The sequence below is a fragment of the Pseudomonas sp. Irchel 3A7 genome, from assembly GCF_900187565.1.
In the GTDB taxonomy this organism is placed as follows: domain Bacteria; phylum Pseudomonadota; class Gammaproteobacteria; order Pseudomonadales; family Pseudomonadaceae; genus Aquipseudomonas.
In genome coordinates, this window is the sequence record NZ_FYED01000006.1 from 202,934 (window position 1) to 219,666 (window position 16,733).

Sequence of the window (16,733 nt, forward strand, 5' to 3'; positions counted from 1 at the left end):
CTCAAAGGCAAATGCAGACACCATAGCCTTCAACAGCCTCACACCCTGGAGTCCGTCCGCGTGTCGCAACACACCCCCGATCTTCCGCCTGAACTTCGTCCACTGGCCGAGATGCCGCTGCTCAAGCGCCTGGCTGCCCGTTTTTTCGGCCACGGCCTGACGCGCCTGCGTGCACAACACCGCGCGTCCTGGTTGCATGGCCAGGCGGATGGTTTCCGCAGCGGGCACATTGCCGGGGTGGAGTACGGCTACAAGGAAGGCAAGCTCGAAGGGTTGGAAGAAGGCCGACAGGTGCTGCTGATTCGCGATTCGCGCTCTACCGAGCATCGGCCGCCGAACATTGATGATCACCTGTTCGACGACTGGCGCCTGCCGCTGACCGCCGAGCTGAAAAAGCGCATGAAGGCCGATGTCGCCCGACTGTTGCCGGCCCATGCGCAACCCAGCGCCGCCCAGTGGAAGATGATTTTCAGCGATACGCCCTCAACCTCGGTGATCGCCGGTGCCGGGGCCGGTAAATCGACAACGCTGGTCCTGCGCATTGTGCTGTTGGCGCATTATCTGGGATTCGAGCTCAGCTCCATGACCGTGGTGACCTTCACCCGCGAGTCACGCAAGGATTTCATCAGTAAGCTGATCGAGATCTTCGCGCTCTGGGGGCGGGCGCTCAGTTTCAAGGAAGCGCGGGATCTGGTGCGTACCTTTCACTCGCGGATTCTGCCGATGGTGCGCAGCCTGCCGGGGTTCGAGCGCCTGCAAGCTTTCGAAAACCTCAGCCTTCGCGCGCAAGGCGATGATGAACAGGTGGACAGCAACCCGTTCGACCTGCGCATCAACGACGCCCAGCGCCAGCAGCTCAATGCCTGTTACCACGCCCTGTACACCCGCGATGAACGCTTTCGCGAATTGATCCAGCCATTGTCGCGCCACGCCTTGCAGCTCAAGGAACTGGAGCGCGATCACCCGGATGTGCAGAAACGCATGGCCGTAACCGAACTGGCGGCCAAGCGCGATGAAGAGCTGTGCGACACGATCGAAGATTTGTGGTTTCGCGCCAAGGCCTGGCCGATCAGGGGCATTGAGCCGAATCGCCAGACCTTCGATATCAACGGCTCGACATTCCATAGTCACGGTTACATTCCGTCCCTGGACGCGTGGGTCGTGTTGGGGTTCGATCCACGGGAAAACCCGCAGGTCACCCGCCCGAACGCCAAGCTGACGGTACGCGCAGAATGGGCAGTAAAGCGCACCCTGTTTCAAGCTTTCTGTCGTAAGCCACTGATATGGCTGGATAGTTATGAGTCATCGAAGCGTGTCCTGGCGTCACTGGCCGGCGATGCCAGTGCCGGGCCGGGCTTCGATTACAAGGTCAAGGGCGAACTGGCGTCTGCGCCGCTGCTGGATTGTTTTGTCGCCGCCGCCGGGTTTATCGAGAACCTCGGCCTGGATGTACCGAACGCCGTCAGCCAGATGAGCTTCGCCAAGGACGACCCGGACCGGTTTTTCTTCGAGGCCCTGAGCCTGTACTGGCGCGCTCTGGAAGACCATTTGCTGGACCAGAAGCCGCCGATCATGACCTACAACCGGATGTTTGCCCTGTTCAGCGAGCACTCCCCGGAAAATCTCAAGCTGCTCAGCGATGAGCTGCTGCGACCGTTGTCGCACCTGATGATCGACGAATTCCAGGACGTCTCCCCGCAAATCGTTTCCTGGATCCGCGCCAGCCTGGCCGAGATCCGCAGTCGCGGGCCGGCCATGCACGTAGGACGCGGAGCCCAGCGTTCGTCTTTGCTTTGTGTCGGCGACGACTGGCAATCGATTTACGGGTGGCGCGGCAGTTCGCCGAGTTTTTTCATGGAGTTCAATAAGGAATTCTCTTCGCCGAGCACCACCAAAATCATGCTCAGCGACAACTACCGCAGCCACCAGCACATCATCGACGCCGCCGAGCACATCGTGCGCGCTGCGCCGGCGATCGCCGGCAAAAAGGCCAAGGCCAGTGGCGAGCCGAGGGATTTGCTGCCGGTCAACGTGCTGGATCGGGATGACCAGGGCATGGCCAAACGCTTGATCGAGCATTATCGAAAGGGCGATTCAATCTTGATGCTTTATCGAAAAAGCAGCGATAAGTTATTGATAGAAGAGCATATTAAGTCTGTAGTTAATGTGGATTCTAGCTTGCCCTACGAAGCGCGGCGCTTGAAGCAACTGACTTATCACAGTGCCAAGGGCCTCCAGGCTGATGCGGTATTCCTGCTCGGTGATTGTCAGCACCTGACCAGTTCGCCTTACAAGAATCAGGTGTACCGCATGGCGGGTCTGGGCAAGACCGGTGACAGCGAACCGTACGATAACGCGCAAAAGGACGAAATTCTGCGCCTGGCTTACGTCGGCATCACCCGGGCGGTGAGTCATTGCTACTGGTATGTCGACGGGCAGGATACCCAGGCTGCCAACACGCCCAAGGCGTCCGACCGGATCGGCAAGGGCAAGGCGTTCTTTGCTGATCATCGGCAGGCCAAGACTGCGGTTTGAAGTCAATATGGGCCGCCTGCTCGCGAAGGAGGCCTTACAGCCGACCTGATTTTGGCGGATGCACCCAATCCCTGTGGGAGCGAGCCTGCTCGCGAAGGCGGTCTGGCATTGACCATTGATGTTGACTGACACGGCCTCTTCGCGAGCAGGCTCGCTCCCACAGTGTTTTGCATCAGGCATGAAAAAGCCCACATTCAGTGGGCTTTTTGTTGGCTATCAGGCTTCATGCATAACTTCTGAGCGCCATCGGTGGAATGAACGCTTCAAGTTCATCCTCTACCGCTTCGATTATTCGCTCGACATCGGCGGCATTCATGACCGTCGCACAAGGAATGCCGGCAATGGCGATCATGGTCTCGCCACTGGCCCGATCAAACAGACGGGCTATCATGCTGCCCGGGGCATCCATGCTCGCCTCGAAACCCATGGGATGAAAATGCCAGCGCATCAGCTGGCAGGCATTTGGAAAAGTGACCTTGCTGAACCCTTTATTCATGTGTTGCCCGCCTTCTTCATCGAGCGCTTCCTTTAGCTCATGTTAGGAGGGAAGAGCCTTCATTGGCTCAACCAGTGACAGACTTTAAAAGTAGCATCCGGATGTGAAAAAAATGTGTTTTTTTCAGTCCGTTTGGCGATTGCTGCATTTTTTTTGATTCAGGTCACTGTTCGAGCGCGGTTCCCCTGGCCGGACAGCCATTGAAGCGGGCAGGAAACTTCGGCAAGCTCGGTTTTTTTCGTCGAGACCTTTATGCACGCCGAGGATGATGGTCCGCTGCAAACCCAGGCCACGTGCGAGACGGTCATGCGCTATCACTTGCGCTGGAAACACCGGGATCTGGACGGGGTCATGGCGTTGTATCACCCTGAGATTCAGTACAGCGACTTTTTCCAGAACCGCGTCATGGGCCTGGACGAGCTGCGCGAGTACGTACGCAGCAGCATGCCCCGCGATCCGGATGAAGCGCTGGAGCACTCGGACCGCATTCGCCTGGATGGCAACACGGCATTCATTCAGTACCGCATCACCCTGCGCGGTGGCGAAGGCCTGGTATCGTTTCGCGCCAGCGAGGCCATCACCGTGCGCGATGGACTGATCTGGCGCGTCAACGAGTATGCCTCGCTGGTTCACGAGCCAACCACCAGCAAAACCGACGGCAAGCAACGCCCGGCGGTCAGTCGCCTCGGCTTGTCGCCACGCCAATTGAGTTTCATGGCTGACGACCTGCAACAGTACTTCCAGCGCCAGCAACCTTATCTCGACCCTGAGCTCGATCTGCAACGGGTGGCGAAGGAGTGCGGGTACAGTCGCAACCAGATCTCCTATCTGCTCAACCAGGTGCTCGGCCAGAGCTTCTATCGCTACGTCAACCAGGCCCGCCTGCAGCACCTGCTGGCGGCGCTGGAAAGCGCGGCGTCGCCGTTGCGCATCGACGAATTGGCATTCGCCGCCGGCTTCAACTCACTGTCGGCGTTCTACAGCTGTTTTCGCCAGCACACCGGTCAGTCGCCCAAGGCCTACGCCAAGCAAATTTCTTTGCGTGCACGCGCGCAAGACAGTCACTGACCCCGCGCACTAGGATCAACGCCATCGAAGTTTGAGTGGCGGAGTCTTGCATGCCGGCATGGCGCAGTATCAGTTTGTGGATGGACCAACTCGACGAGCCGCTGCTGGCGCGTGCGGCGCTGGAGCAGGACCTGGACATCGACGTGGCGATCATCGGTGCCGGGTACACCGGGCTGTGGACCGCGTACTACCTCAAGCGTCAGGCACCGGACCTGAGCATTGCCATCATCGAGGCGCAAACCGCCGGTTTTGGCGCCTCGGGCCGTAATGGCGGCTGGCTGATGGGCAATTTGTTGGGTGAAGACCGGCTGCTGGCAGGCCTTTCACCGGAACGGCGCCGGGCGTCCTACGACTTGCTGCACAACATCCCCGAAGAAGTACGGATTGTCCTGGAACGTGAAGGTATCGACTGTGATTTGCGCCAGGGCGGAGCGTTGTATTGTGCCGCCCGCTACCCGGAGCAGGAAGCCAGTCTGCGCCAGTACCTGGACAAACTCTATCGCCAGGGCCTCAACGAAAACGATTACCGCTGGCTCAGCCCGGAACAGCTGGCGCAACAGATCCGCATCGCCAAACCCTACGGCGGCATCCATGCGCCCCACGTCGCGACCCTGCACCCGGCGAAGCTGGCGCGCGGCCTGGCACGCACGGTCGAGCGCATGGGGGTCAGGATCTACGAAAACAGCCCGGTCACACAGTGGCAGTCCGGCAGCCTGCGCACGGCGCAAGCCTCGGTGCGCAGCCGCTGGGTGGTGCCGGCGGTGGAAGGCTATGCCGTCACGCTGCCGCCGTTGGGGCGCTATCAGTTGCCGGTACAAAGCCTGATCGTCGCCACCGAACCGCTGTCTGCCGCTACGTGGGACGAGATCGGTCTCAGTCACGGTCAGGCCTTCGGTGAAAGCAGCCGTCAGGTCACTTACGGCCAGCGCACGGCCGACAATCGGTTGATCTTTGGTGCTCGGGGCGGGTACCAGTTTGCCGGCCGGTTGCGCCATGACTTCGACCTGACCCGCAGCGAGATCGAACTGCGACGCTATCTGTTCGGCGAACTGTTTCCGCAACTCAAGAACGTGCGGATCACCCATGGCTGGGGCGGCAATCTGGGCATGTCCCGGCGTTTCAAACCGCACATGCTGTGTGATCGCGCCAGCGGCATAGCGTTGTCCGGCGGTTACGGCGGGGAAGGCGTCGGTGCGAGCAACCTGGGTGGGCGAACCCTGGCAGACCTGATTCTGGAGCGCGACACCGAGCTGGTTCGCCAGCCGTGGGTCATTCCCCAGGGCGGGCTCGACGCGCTGAAGGCCTGGGAGCCCGAACCGTGCCGCTGGCTCGGTTACAACGCGATCATCCGCAGTTTCGTTCACGAAGACCAGACCTTGGCCAACCCGGCCTCCGCACCCTGGCGGCGCAGGCTCGCCAGCGGGGTCGCGGGGTTCATGGAAAGTTTCATGCAGTAAACCGCGCGCACTTCATCCCTAGGCTTCATCGACAGGTACTCCCATGGGCATCACGCAATTCAAGAACACCGCAACCCTGAAGCTGGAAGAGTCGAACCCGGTCGCCGTGCCATTGGGTGCACCCGTGGCGGTGGCGTCGACCACCAGCGTGGAGCGCGATGACGGCGTCGAAACCGGCGTCTGGGAATGCACGCCCGGTCGTTGGCGGCGGCAGATCGTCGCCCAGGAGTTCTGTCACTTCATCCAGGGCCGCTGCACCTTCACCCCGGACGACGGTGAAACCCTGCACATAGAAGCCGGTGACGCACTGATGTTGCCGGCCAACACCCTCGGTATCTGGGGTATCCAGGAGACCGTGCGCAAGAGCTACGTTTTGATTTTTTGAATCCTTGATTGCCTGCCAACAAAAAAACCTGCACAGGAATCGCCCCATGCTCCGAAAGACACTGACCCTGGCACCACTGATGCTCGCCGCTGCAATCAGTCAGGCAGCGGAAACCGTCAAGATCTACAACTGGTCCGATTACATCGCGCCGGACACCACGAAGAACTTCCAGAAAGAAACCGGCATCGCCTTCACCTACGACGTCTACGACAGTAACGAAACCCTCGACGGCAAATTGATGACCGGCAAATCCGGTTACGACGTGGTGTTCCCGTCCAACCACTTCATGGCGCGACAGATCGAAGGCGGAGCACTGAAGACACTCGACAAGCGCCAATTGCCCAACTGGAAGAACCTCAATCCGGTGCTGCTCAATGCCTTGCAGACCAACGATCCGGGCAACGAGCACGGCTTCCCGTACCTGTGGGGCAGTACCGGTATCGGCTACAACATCGCCAAGGTCAAAGCGGTGCTGGGGGATAACGCGCCCGTGGATTCCTGGGACCTGATCTTCAAGCCGGAAAACATGCAAAAACTGCAGAAATGCGGTGTGGCCATCCTCGATAACGGCCCGGAACTGCTGCCCGCCGCGCTGAACTACCTGGGCCTGCCGCACCACAGTAAAAATCCGGAAGATTACAAAAAGGCCGAAGCGCTGCTGATGAAAGTCCGGCCCTATGTCAGCTATTTCCACTCCTCCAAGTACACCAGCGACCTGGCCAACGGCGATATCTGTGTGGCGGTCGGATTCTCTGGCGACATCCTGCAAGCGGAGAATCGCGCCAAAGAAGCCAAAAATGGTATCGACATTGGTTATTCGATTCCCAAGGAAGGCGCCGCGATCTGGTTCGACATGGTCGCCATGCCCGCCGACGCCCCGGACGAAAAGGCTGGTTACGCCTTCATGAACTACCTGCTGCGCCCGGACGTAATGGCCGGCATCAGTAACTATGTGCACTACGCCAATGGCAACGAACAGGCAGACAGCCTGATCGATCCGGCCATCAAGAATGACACCAAGGTTTACCCGAGTCCGGAAATGATGGGGAAACTGTTCGCGCTCGAAGCGATGCCGTTGAACATCGACCGGATTCGTACCCGGGTGTGGAACAAGATCCGCACCGGCAGCTGACCGGTTGGGTCGCGCCATCGGGACAGGACGTCCCGTGGCGCGATCAGCCGACGGGCTCCGGCGTACAAGTCATTTGGCTGGAGCCCGGTATCTGCAACAAAGCCTCGTTGCCGGTTTGCCAGAAACTGTAGGTACCCCGGTAATCCTTGCCGTTGTATTGGGTGGCGTAATCATTCGGCACCTGGAGAAGGGTGGCCGAGACGTTTGCCCATTTCAGGTACACGACACGCGGCTGCACATTAAAGAACGTGGCGGCAACCAGCGCGTTGAGCCCGGCGCAACGAAAGGCGACCGGGCCGTCTGTGAGTCTGCTCGGGTCTTTGGTTCGCACGATGGCCGAACCCTGGCGAAGCTGGTGCGCCCGCTCGGCATAGCTTTGGATCAGGCATGCCTTGGCGTCTGCTCCGGCGCCACACTGGTTGCGGGCGTCGACCCAGAACCGTTGTTCGATCTCGACCTTGTCCGGACGTGGTACCGAATGATCGTCCGTGAGCGCCAGGCGATAAAGGCGTGTCAGCTCGATTTCCATCTGCTTGAGTTGCGGGTCGCGACAGATGAGCTTCTCGGCAGGTGCGCTGGTCCTGGCGCAGTCGAAGCTGGTTGTGATGACCGTATAAGTCCCGGCATTTGCACAAAGGCTCGTTGTCGCACACGCGCTGGCGGCGATGAGAGCGGCCAAAAAGGGCGTGACCATTTTCATGTCGGTTTCACCCGGATCATTTCGTGAGGCCCGTCTTTCGTTCACAGGGCTGTATCGCAGTTTAAGGCAGTGTGCGAAACCTGCCACACCGAAGAGGGGTCGCCGGATCGATAGCGCCGGTTGGCCAGGGCTGGACACCGTTTGCCTGAAGCTAATGCCGGGCCTGTTGTGGCCTCTTCGCGAGCAGGCTCGCTCCCACAAGGTTGGCGCATATCCTGTGGGAGCGAGCCTGCTCGCGAAGAACGATAACTCGGTATCAAGGGTGATTAATTCATCGGTTTAAACATCAATAGTCAGACGTTTCGTACCTCGAACAACTTATCTTTATTTAATAATTAAATTGTTGATTGTCCGACAATTACGCGCTCTCAATATTTTTTAATACCAGGCTTTCTTATCGCGCCTAATGTTTCCGGGCACTTCCCAAAACACACTAAATTTGACGCCAAAAAAGTAGTGGACGTTAGATTTCAAATTGTGTCAGTTTTCGTTCGCCTTCAATGGGCGAGTGATAGGACGATCTCGCCAGGGATTGTCGCTATCAGACAAAAACTGTTCCATAGCTAAACAAGGAAGTGTGTTTATGTCGAAAGTAAAAAGCTACGCTATTGATACCGCCGAACAGGCGTTTTTGCCGCTGTCAGCATTAGCTGCAAGCAGTTCTGCATTCAATCAGGTCAATAGCTTCAGCCATCAGTATGATCGGGGCGGCAACCTCACGGTCAATGGCAAACCCTCGTTCTCCGTCGACCAGGCCGCCGACCAATTGCTGCGCGACGGCGCTGCTTACCAGGACAAGGACGGTAGCGGCAAGATCGAACTGACCTATACCTTCCTGACGTCGGCATCTTCGAGCACGATGTACAAGCACGGGATCACCGGTTTCAGTCAGTTCAGCGCGCAACAGAAAGCCCAGGCCGTGCTCGCCATGCAATCCTGGGCCGATGTGGCCAAGCTCACTTTCACCGAGAAGGCCAGTGGCGGTGACGGCCACATGACCTTCGGCAATTACAGCGGCGGCCAGGACGGTGCGGCGGCGTTTGCTTACCTGCCTGGCACCGGGGCCGGTTACGACGGGACATCCTGGTACCTGATCAACAGCAGCTACACGGCCAACAAGACGCCGGAGCTGAACAATTATGGCCGGCAAACCCTGACCCACGAGATCGGCCACTCCCTGGGCCTGGCTCACCCCGGCGACTACAACGCGGGCGAAGGGGCGCCGACCTACAATGACGCCTCCTACGGGCAAGACACCCGCGGTTACAGCGTCATGAGCTACTGGAGTGAAAGCAACACCAGCCAGAACTTCAGCAAGGGCGGCGTCGAAGCCTATTCGTCCGGCCCGCTGATGGACGATATCGCCGCCATTCAGCAGCTCTACGGCGCCAATACCACGACCCGCACCGGCGACACCACCTATGGATTCAATTCCAACGCCGGCCGCGACTTCCTGAGCGCGTCTTCGTCGGCTGACAAAGTGGTGTTTTCGGTGTGGGACGCCGGCGGCAAGGACACCCTGGACTTCTCCGGGTTTACCCAGAACCAGAAGATCAACCTCAACGAAGCGTCGTTCTCCGACGTTGGCGGCCTGGTGGGCAACGTCTCCATCGCCAAGGGTGTCGCCGTCGAGAACGCCATTGGCGGTTCGGGCAGCGATTTGCTGATCGGTAATAACCTGTCCAATGAGCTGAAGGGCGGTGCCGGCAACGACATCCTCTTTGGCGCCGGCGGTGCTGACAAACTGTGGGGCGGCGCAGGTTCCGACACCTTCGTGTTTGCGGCCAGCAGTGACTCCAGGCCTGGCGCGGTCGACCAGATCCTCGACTTTGTCAGCGGCCTGGACAAGATCGACCTGACCGGCATCACCAACGGCGCGGGGCTGCACTTTGTCAGCGCCTTCACCGGGGCGGTGGGCGATGCGGTGCTCAGCACGTCGGGTGGCAACAGCCTGTTGTCGATCGACTTCTCCGGGCATGGCGTGGCTGATTTCCTGGTCAGCACCGTGGGCCAGGCGGCGTACTCGGACATCGTGGCTTGATGTGAGGTGAACAAGGAGGGCGGCGCTCGATGCGCCGCTCTCTCAGGGTCGCGGCCCGGAGTACAAAAAACCATGACGCACAGCGCCTTTTCCTGCAGGGCAAGCACGTGGCTAATGGCAGTGCTGATGATCTTTTCTGGAGATGCAACCATGGCAAACATTCTGAAACTGGCGGATCCCTCGGCGTTGGCCGGCCAGTGGCTGGCCACGTTGAATACCGCGCAAGACACGGACAAATCGCCCGTCGTTGCGCCGACTCAATGCCTGATCGACCTGCACCCCAACCAGACGCTCGGCGCTGGCGCGGACTGCTTCAGCGCCTGGGTGGGCGAGCAGGCAATCGGCTGGTTCCCCGAACCGGACGGTATTGCAATCACCGGCAAGGAAGGCTCGAAGATCCTGTTCTTCAGCCGCCGGCAGGAAGGGTTTTATCAAGGCACGTTGCCGTCGGGTCAGCGCATTACTTTCGAGCGGGCGGTGCATTAGTTACATAAGCAGTCCTCGACACTCATGCATCACTGAACATTGCTTGTTAGTTGCAAACGATCAACGGAAAAACCATATATCGACCGCGCGTGGACAGTTCATTGGAACTGCGCCCAGGCGTGGCGATGGATATCAACTCAGGAATTATCCATGAAGATGGCGAAGGCCCCAGCCACCGCACCCTTAATAAAGGCACTGGGGGACTATAAGAGCATCTTGATCAGCGTCGGCTGTTTTACCGCCCTGATCAATATTCTGATGTTGGCGCCCTCCATTTACATGCTGCAAGTCTATGACCGGGTACTGTCCTCGCAGAATGAAACGACGCTGGTCATGTTGTCGCTGATGATTGTCGGATTCTTTGCCTTTATCGGTTTGCTGGAGGCGGTTCGCAGTTTCATCGTTATCCGTATCGGCAGTCAGTTGGAGCGACGGTTCAACCTGCGGGTGTATCAAGCGGCGTTCGAGCGCAACCTGTTCAAGGGCGAAGGCAACGCCGGACAGGCACTGGGCGATCTGACACATATTCGCCAGTTTGTCACCGGTCCGGCATTGTTCGCGTTCTTCGATGCGCCGTGGTTTCCGGTGTACCTGCTGGTGATTTATCTATTCAACGTCTGGCTCGGTGTTTTTGCCACGGCGGGGGCTTTGTTGCTGATTGCGCTGGCCTGGCTGAATGAGTCCATGACCAAACAGCCGTTGGCCGAAGCTGCCGCGTACTCCCAGCAATCCAGCCAACTGGCCACCAGTCACCTGCACAACGCCGAGACCATTCAGGCCATGGGCATGTTGGGGGTGTTGCGCAATCGTTGGTTCCAGCTGCATTCACGCTTCCTCGGCCTGCAGAACCAGGCGAGCGATACCGGCGCCGTCATCAGTTCCTTGAGCAAAACCCTGCGCCTGTGCCTGCAATCGCTGGTACTGGGCCTTGGTGCCTTGCTGGTCATCAAGGGCGACATGACCGCCGGGATGATGATTGCCGGTTCGATCCTGATGGGCCGCGTGCTGAGCCCTATCGATCAGTTGATCGCCGTGTGGAAGCAATGGAGCGGCGCCAAGCTCGCCTACCACCGTCTCGACGCCTTGCTGCAAGCCTTTCCCTCGAGCGACGAGGCCATGGCGCTGCCGGCGCCCAAAGGTCAGATCACTTTTGAACAGGTCAGCGCGGGGCCTCCGGGGCAGCGGGCGGCGACGCTGCATCGGGTCAGTTTCCACCTGGCGGCGGGTGAGGTGATGGGCGTGCTCGGCGCTTCCGGTTCCGGCAAGTCGACACTGGCGCGGGTGCTGGTGGGCGTCTGGCCGACCCTCGGCGGGACGGTGCGGCTCGACGGTGCGGACATCCACCGCTGGAACCGCGACGACCTCGGGCCCTACATCGGCTATCTGCCACAGGATATCGAGTTGTTCAGCGGCAGCATCGCGCAAAACATTGCGCGGTTTCGCGTAGCCGACCCGGAAAAAGTCGTGGCCGCTGCGCAGCAGGCCGGGGTTCACGAACTGATCCTGCGCCTGCCGCAAGGGTACGACACCGTGCTTGGCGAAGACGGCAGTGGCCTGTCCGGCGGGCAGAAACAACGGGTGGCCCTGGCGCGTGCACTATACGGCCAGCCGAGCCTGGTGGTGCTGGATGAGCCGAACTCCAACCTCGACACCGTGGGCGAAGCGGCGCTGGCCGGCGCGATTGCACAGTTGAAGGCCCAGGGCACCAGCGTGATCCTGGTGACCCATCGTTCCTCCGCGCTGGCCCAGGCCGACAAGTTGCTGGTGCTCAACGAGGGGCGCTTGCAGGCGTTCGGTGCGAGCCAGGAGGTACTCAAGGCACTCTCGGGGGCTCAGCAAGCCCAACAGGAAAGACCCGTGCAAGCGCCGGGCGGGCTCAGCATGAGCTGGCAGTCTCAGCCGACGACAAGGAGTTGCGGCGCATGAGCAGCACACCCATGAACCCTCAAAACGAAGCGGCGATGGAGCAAGACTACCTGGCCAAACGCCCTGAACACGATGCGCGTTACTTTGTCCGCCTGGGTTGGGTATTGGCGATCGTCGGCGCCGGCAGTTTCTTTGCCTGGGCCAGCCTCGCGCCCCTTGATCAGGGCATACCGGTACAGGGAACGGTGGTGGTTTCGGGCAAGCGCAAGGCCGTGCAGTCGATGAGTAGCGGCGTGGTCAGCCAGATTCTGGTACGCGAAGGCCAGTCGGTGAAACAGGGCCAGCCGCTGTTCCGGCTCGACGAGACCCAGGTCGCCGCGGATGTGCAATCGCTGCAGGCGCAGTACCGCATGGCCTGGGCAAGTCTCGCCCGTTGGCAAAGTGAACGGGACAACCTCAAGCAGGTGAACTTTCCCACCGAGCTGAGTAACGATCCCGACCCGCGCCTGGCGTTGGTACTCGAAGGCCAGCGTCAGTTGTTCAGCAGCCGTCGCGATGCCTTTGCCCGCGAGCAGGCCGCCTTGCGCGCCAGCATCGAAGGCGCCGGTGCGCAACTGGCCGGCATGCGCCGTGCCCGAACTGACCTGAACGCTCAGGCCGACTCCCTGCAACAACAACTAAGCAATCTGACGCCACTGGCGGAAAACGGCTACATCCCGCGCAACCGATTGATGGACTATCAGCGGCAACTGTCGCAGGTGCAGCAACAGTTGGCGGAAAACCTCGGCGAAAGCGGTCGGGTGGAGCAGGGCATTGTCGAATCGCGCTTGAAGCTGCAACAGCACATCGAGGAATACCAGAAAGAAGTGCGCAGCCAACTGGCCGATGCCCAGCTCAAAAGCGTGACGCTGGAAGAACAGTTGACCTCCGCCGGATTCGACCTGCAGCACAGCGAGATCATCGCCACGGCGGATGGCATTGCGGTGAACCTGAGCGTGCACACCGTAGGCGCGGTGGTGCGTCAGGGCGAAAACCTGCTGGAGATCGTGCCGCAGGACACACGCCTGGAAGTGGAAGGGCGCCTGCCGGTCAACCTCATCGACAAGGTCGGCCCGCACTTGCCGGTGGACATCCTGTTCACCGCGTTCAACCAGAGCCGCACCCCACGCGTGCCAGGCGAAGTCAGCCTGGTGTCCGCCGACCAGATGGTCGACGAGAAAACCGGCGCACCGTACTACGTGCTGCGCAGCAGTGTCAGCGACCAGGCCATGGAAAAGCTCAACGGCCTGGTGATCAAGCCCGGCATGCCGGCGGAAATGTTCGTGCGCACCGGTGAACGTTCGCTCCTCAACTATTTGTTCAAACCGCTGCTCGACCGGGCCGGCTCTGCGTTGACCGAGGAATAAGGATGTTCGGCTGTATGAAAAAGCTTTCGATGCTCGGGGCGGCGTTGATGCTGCTCGCGGGCAACCCGGCCGTGGCGGCCATGGGACCGTTCGACATTTATGAACAGGCATTACGCAATGATCCGGTATTCCTCGGGGCCATCAAGGAACGTGATGCAGGCCTTGAGAACCGTGCCATTGGCCGCGCCGGGCTGCTGCCGAGACTGGGTTACAACTACAACAAGGGCCGCAACAATTCCAAGGTCACCTACCTCGACGAGCGCAGGCAACACCAGAGCGATGACCGCAACTACAGCAGTTACGGCTCCAGCCTGACCCTGCAACAGCCGTTGCTCGACTACGAGGCCTATGCGGCTTATCGCAAGGGCGTTGCGCAGGCGTTGTTCGCCGACGAAAACTTTCGCGGCAAGAGCCAGGAGTTGCTGGTGCGGGTGCTGGAAAACTACACCAAGGCATTGTTTGCCCAGGACCAGATCGACATCGCCCAAGCCAAGAAAAAAGCCTTCGAGCAACAGTTCCAGCAGAACGAGCAGATGTTTCGCCAAGGCGAAGGCACACGCACCGACATTCTCGAAGCCGAATCGCGCTATGAACTGGCCACCGCCGAGGAAATCGAGGCGCGCAACGAACAGGATGCGTCCCTGCGTGAACTCGGTGCGCTGATCGGCGTGCCGGCCATCGACATCGCCGATCTGGCCCCACTGGATCAACACTTCCAGACGTTCACCCTGCAACCGGCCAATTACGACACCTGGCATGAAATGGCCGTGGCCAACAACCCGAATCTGGCTTCCCAACGCCAGGCGCTGGAAGTGGCGCGTTATGAAGTCGAACGCAATCGGGCCGGGCATCTGCCCAAGGTCAGCGCCTACGCCACGGTGCGCCAGAACGAATCGGAAAGCGGCAACACCTACAACCAGCGCTACGACACCAACACCATTGGCATCGAAATCAATGTGCCGCTGTACGCCGGCGGTGGTGTGTCGGCCTCGACCCGCCAGGCCAGCCGCGCGATGGAGCAGGCCGAGTACGAACTGGACGGCAAGACCCGCGAGACCTTGATCCAGCTGCGCCGACAGTACAGCGCCTGCCTGTCAGGGGTGAGCAAACTGCGCGCCTATCAGAAAGCCCTGGTCTCCGCCGAAGCATTGGTGGTGTCGACCCGGCAAAGCATCCTCGGCGGCGAACGGGTCAACCTCGATGCACTGAATGCCGAACAACAACTCTTCACCACCCGCCGCGACCTGGCCCAGGCCCGCTACGACTATCTGATGGCCTGGACCAAATTGCATTACTACGCCGGGACCTTGAGTGAGCAGGATCTGGCCAGGGTCGACGAAGCGTTCGGGCAGGGTCCTCAAAGTCGATGATTGCCCCTACAAAAAGCATGATGCAGCCGCAAATGAATGGAGAGGTAACGACATGGGACTGTTTGATTACAAAAACGCCGGCAGCGAGGCCGGCAAAACGTTGTACAGCGATGCCATCGCCTTGACGCTCTATGCCTACACACCCACCGGCCAGCCATTGCCGGCCGGTGGGTGGGCGCCGATAAGCGCCACGACGCTGGGCTATCAGGGCAAGGTTGGCGCCCAAGGTACCTTCTTTGGCGAGAAGGATGGCTTCACCAGCGCCGAAGCCGAAATCCTCGGTAAATACGATGGGACGGGGAACCTGATCGGCCTGGGCATCGCCTTTCGTGGCACCGGCGGCCTGGGCTACAGCGACACATTCGGCGACATGAAAAACAACCTGCTGGCGGCAGTCGGCCCGGTGGACTACGCGAGCAACTACGCGAAGAACGCTTTCGACAACCTGCTCAAGAGCGTCGCTGCATTCGCCATCGCCCACGGCTTGAGCGCCAAGGATGTGTTGGTCAGCGGGCATAGCCTTGGCGGGCTGGGGGTCAACAGCCTGGCGCAGTTGAGCGGCAACAACTGGGGCGGCTTCTTCAAGGATGCCAACTACATCGCCTTCGCCTCGCCGACGCAAAGCGCCACCGGTGACAATGTGCTCAACATCGGTTACGAAAACGACCCGGTGTTCCGGGTGCTCGATGGCACCACCTTCAGCAGTGGCTCACTGGGCAAGCATGACGCTCATCAACCCTCGGCCACCAACAACATCGTCAACTTCAACGATCAGTACGCCTCCACCGCACAGAACCTGGTGCCCTTCAGCATCCTCAACCCGCTGAACTGGAGCGCCCATGGCTCATTGGGCTATGCCGACGGGCTGAACCGGGTGATCGATTCGGCCTTCTATGACCTGACCGGGAAGGATTCGACCCTGATCGTCTCCAACCTGTCGGCGTCGTCCCGTGGCGCCACCTGGGTCGAAGACCTGGGGCGCAGCGGCGAGCCGCACGGGGGCAGCACCTTCATCATCGGCACCGACAGCAACGACCTGCTCAAGGGCGGTGCCGGCAATGATTTCATCGAAGGCCGCGATGGCGACGACCGTTTCCGTGACGATGGCGGTTTCAACCTGCTGCTGGGCGGCAAGGGCAACAACACCTTCGAACTGCTCAAGCCGCTGCAGAACTTCAGCATCGCCAACGATGGCGATGGCACGTTGTTCGTGCGTGACGCCTATGGCGGCATCAGCCTGACCCGGGACATCGGCGCGCTGGTGAGCCAGGAATCCGGATCATGGTGGAGCTCCAAAGACATCACCTGGAGCGTGACTGATAACGGCCTGCTCAACGGCGCCGAATTGACCCGCTACAGCCATTCGCAAAACGGTGATGCCCAGGGCAATACGCTGCTGGCCGGCGTCGAAGGCGACTGGCTGTTCGGCAACGGTGGCGATGACCTGTTGCGCAGCGACAAGGGCCACGTGACCTTCGTCGGCGGCACCGGCAACGATGTGATGCATTCCACCGGGGACGGCAGCAATACCTACCTGTTCAGCGGCGCCTTCGGATTCGATGCGATCAATGGCTATCAGGGCAGCGACACCCTGGTGTTCATGGGCGTTGAAGGCGCCGGGCAGGGCTATGACTACCGACAGCATGCTTCCCAGGCCGGTCAAGACACGGTGCTCAAGATTGGCGATTTTTCCGTGACCCTGGTCGGCGTAGGCCTGGATAACCTGTCGACTTCCGGCTTTGTGTTTGCGTAACAGGTTTTTGTAACAGCAATGGAGGCTCCGGGGCGCCT

At 60.0% G+C, this 16,733-nt stretch carries 13 protein-coding genes; 11 read left to right on the plus strand and 2 right to left on the minus strand.

Annotation, left to right across the window (positions count from 1 at the left end; all coding sequences use genetic code 11):
* The first annotated feature begins 60 nt into the window (after positions 1–60).
* Positions 61–2,535 (plus strand): UvrD-helicase domain-containing protein, encoded by a 2,475-nt coding sequence (locus CKW21_RS12260; RefSeq protein ID WP_095194229.1) that lies wholly within the window; start codon positions 61–63, stop codon positions 2,533–2,535.
* Between the two features lie 223 nt (positions 2,536–2,758).
* Here the strand turns inward: CKW21_RS12260 and CKW21_RS12265 are convergent, their stop codons facing one another.
* Positions 2,759–3,031 carry a DUF1652 domain-containing protein gene (locus CKW21_RS12265; RefSeq protein WP_095194230.1) on the minus strand — a complete coding sequence of 91 codons (273 nt, stop codon included), beginning with the start codon at positions 3,029–3,031 and terminating at the stop codon, positions 2,759–2,761.
* A gap of 252 nt (positions 3,032–3,283) precedes the next feature.
* Here CKW21_RS12265 and CKW21_RS12270 point away from each other — a divergent pair, with 252 nt between their 5' ends.
* Genes CKW21_RS12270 through CKW21_RS12285 form a run of 4 tightly spaced genes read left to right on the plus strand, consistent with a single transcriptional unit; the run spans position 3,284 to position 7,073 of the window.
* Complete coding sequence (locus CKW21_RS12270; RefSeq protein ID WP_095194231.1) at positions 3,284–4,099, plus strand: AraC family transcriptional regulator; 816 nt, start codon at positions 3,284–3,286, stop codon at positions 4,097–4,099.
* A 50-nt stretch (positions 4,100–4,149) separates the two neighbouring features.
* Positions 4,150–5,556: an FAD-binding oxidoreductase gene (locus CKW21_RS12275; RefSeq protein ID WP_095194232.1), complete on the plus strand. Its 1,407-nt coding sequence runs from the start codon at positions 4,150–4,152 to the stop codon at positions 5,554–5,556.
* 43 nt (positions 5,557–5,599) lie between these two features.
* Positions 5,600–5,941, plus strand: coding sequence for a cupin domain-containing protein (locus tag CKW21_RS12280; RefSeq protein WP_095194233.1), 342 nt, complete (start codon positions 5,600–5,602; stop codon positions 5,939–5,941).
* Positions 5,942–5,987: 46 nt separating this feature from the next.
* Positions 5,988–7,073, plus strand: coding sequence for a polyamine ABC transporter substrate-binding protein (locus CKW21_RS12285; RefSeq protein WP_095194234.1), 1,086 nt, complete (start codon positions 5,988–5,990; stop codon positions 7,071–7,073).
* A 43-nt stretch (positions 7,074–7,116) separates the two neighbouring features.
* Here the strand turns inward: CKW21_RS12285 and CKW21_RS12290 are convergent, their stop codons facing one another.
* On the minus strand, positions 7,117–7,773 hold the full coding sequence (locus tag CKW21_RS12290; RefSeq protein WP_095194235.1) for a hypothetical protein: 657 nt from the start codon (positions 7,771–7,773) through the stop codon (positions 7,117–7,119).
* A 583-nt stretch (positions 7,774–8,356) separates the two neighbouring features.
* Between CKW21_RS12290 and CKW21_RS12295 the strand changes: the two genes are divergently transcribed.
* From CKW21_RS12295 to CKW21_RS12320, 6 genes are all read left to right on the plus strand, one after another.
* A complete protein-coding gene (locus CKW21_RS12295) occupies positions 8,357–9,814 on the plus strand; it encodes a serralysin family metalloprotease (protein ID WP_095194236.1) in 1,458 nt (485 codons plus the stop codon).
* A 72-nt stretch (positions 9,815–9,886) separates the two neighbouring features.
* Positions 9,887–10,300 (plus strand): AprI/Inh family metalloprotease inhibitor, encoded by a 414-nt coding sequence (locus CKW21_RS12300; protein WP_095194237.1) that lies wholly within the window; start codon positions 9,887–9,889, stop codon positions 10,298–10,300.
* Positions 10,301–10,450: 150 nt separating this feature from the next.
* A complete protein-coding gene (locus CKW21_RS12305; RefSeq protein ID WP_095194238.1) occupies positions 10,451–12,226 on the plus strand; it encodes a type I secretion system permease/ATPase in 1,776 nt (591 codons plus the stop codon).
* Positions 12,223–13,572, plus strand: a complete 1,350-nt coding sequence (locus tag CKW21_RS12310; protein WP_095194239.1) for an HlyD family type I secretion periplasmic adaptor subunit — start codon at positions 12,223–12,225, stop codon at positions 13,570–13,572. The genes CKW21_RS12305 and CKW21_RS12310 overlap by 4 nt, the downstream gene beginning before the upstream one ends.
* Before the next feature lie 2 nt (positions 13,573–13,574).
* Positions 13,575–14,942, plus strand: coding sequence for a TolC family outer membrane protein (locus CKW21_RS12315; protein ID WP_095194240.1), 1,368 nt, complete (start codon positions 13,575–13,577; stop codon positions 14,940–14,942).
* A 52-nt stretch (positions 14,943–14,994) separates the two neighbouring features.
* Positions 14,995–16,695 carry a polyurethanase gene (locus CKW21_RS12320; protein ID WP_095194241.1) on the plus strand — a complete coding sequence of 567 codons (1,701 nt, stop codon included), beginning with the start codon at positions 14,995–14,997 and terminating at the stop codon, positions 16,693–16,695.
* The last annotated feature ends 38 nt before the right edge of the window (positions 16,696–16,733 follow it).

What these genes read in the sequence shown, in the direction of transcription:
- CKW21_RS12310 (WP_095194239.1), top strand. Translation starts at nt 12,223, where the DNA reads ATGAGCAGCACACCCATGAACCCTCAAAACGAAGCGGCGATGGAGCAA.
- CKW21_RS12320 (WP_095194241.1), top strand. Translation starts at nt 14,995, where the DNA reads ATGGGACTGTTTGATTACAAAAACGCCGGCAGCGAGGCCGGCAAAACG.
- CKW21_RS12295 (WP_095194236.1), top strand. Translation starts at nt 8,357, where the DNA reads ATGTCGAAAGTAAAAAGCTACGCTATTGATACCGCCGAACAGGCGTTT.
- CKW21_RS12285 (WP_095194234.1), top strand. Translation starts at nt 5,988, where the DNA reads ATGCTCCGAAAGACACTGACCCTGGCACCACTGATGCTCGCCGCTGCA.
- CKW21_RS12305 (WP_095194238.1), top strand. Translation starts at nt 10,451, where the DNA reads ATGAAGATGGCGAAGGCCCCAGCCACCGCACCCTTAATAAAGGCACTG.
- CKW21_RS12270 (WP_095194231.1), top strand. Translation starts at nt 3,284, where the DNA reads ATGCACGCCGAGGATGATGGTCCGCTGCAAACCCAGGCCACGTGCGAG.
- CKW21_RS12290 (WP_095194235.1), bottom strand. Translation starts at nt 7,773, where the DNA reads ATGAAAATGGTCACGCCCTTTTTGGCCGCTCTCATCGCCGCCAGCGCG.
- CKW21_RS12275 (WP_095194232.1), top strand. Translation starts at nt 4,150, where the DNA reads ATGCCGGCATGGCGCAGTATCAGTTTGTGGATGGACCAACTCGACGAG.
- CKW21_RS12300 (WP_095194237.1), top strand. Translation starts at nt 9,887, where the DNA reads ATGACGCACAGCGCCTTTTCCTGCAGGGCAAGCACGTGGCTAATGGCA.
- CKW21_RS12280 (WP_095194233.1), top strand. Translation starts at nt 5,600, where the DNA reads ATGGGCATCACGCAATTCAAGAACACCGCAACCCTGAAGCTGGAAGAG.
- CKW21_RS12265 (WP_095194230.1), bottom strand. Translation starts at nt 3,031, where the DNA reads ATGAATAAAGGGTTCAGCAAGGTCACTTTTCCAAATGCCTGCCAGCTG.
- CKW21_RS12315 (WP_095194240.1), top strand. Translation starts at nt 13,575, where the DNA reads ATGTTCGGCTGTATGAAAAAGCTTTCGATGCTCGGGGCGGCGTTGATG.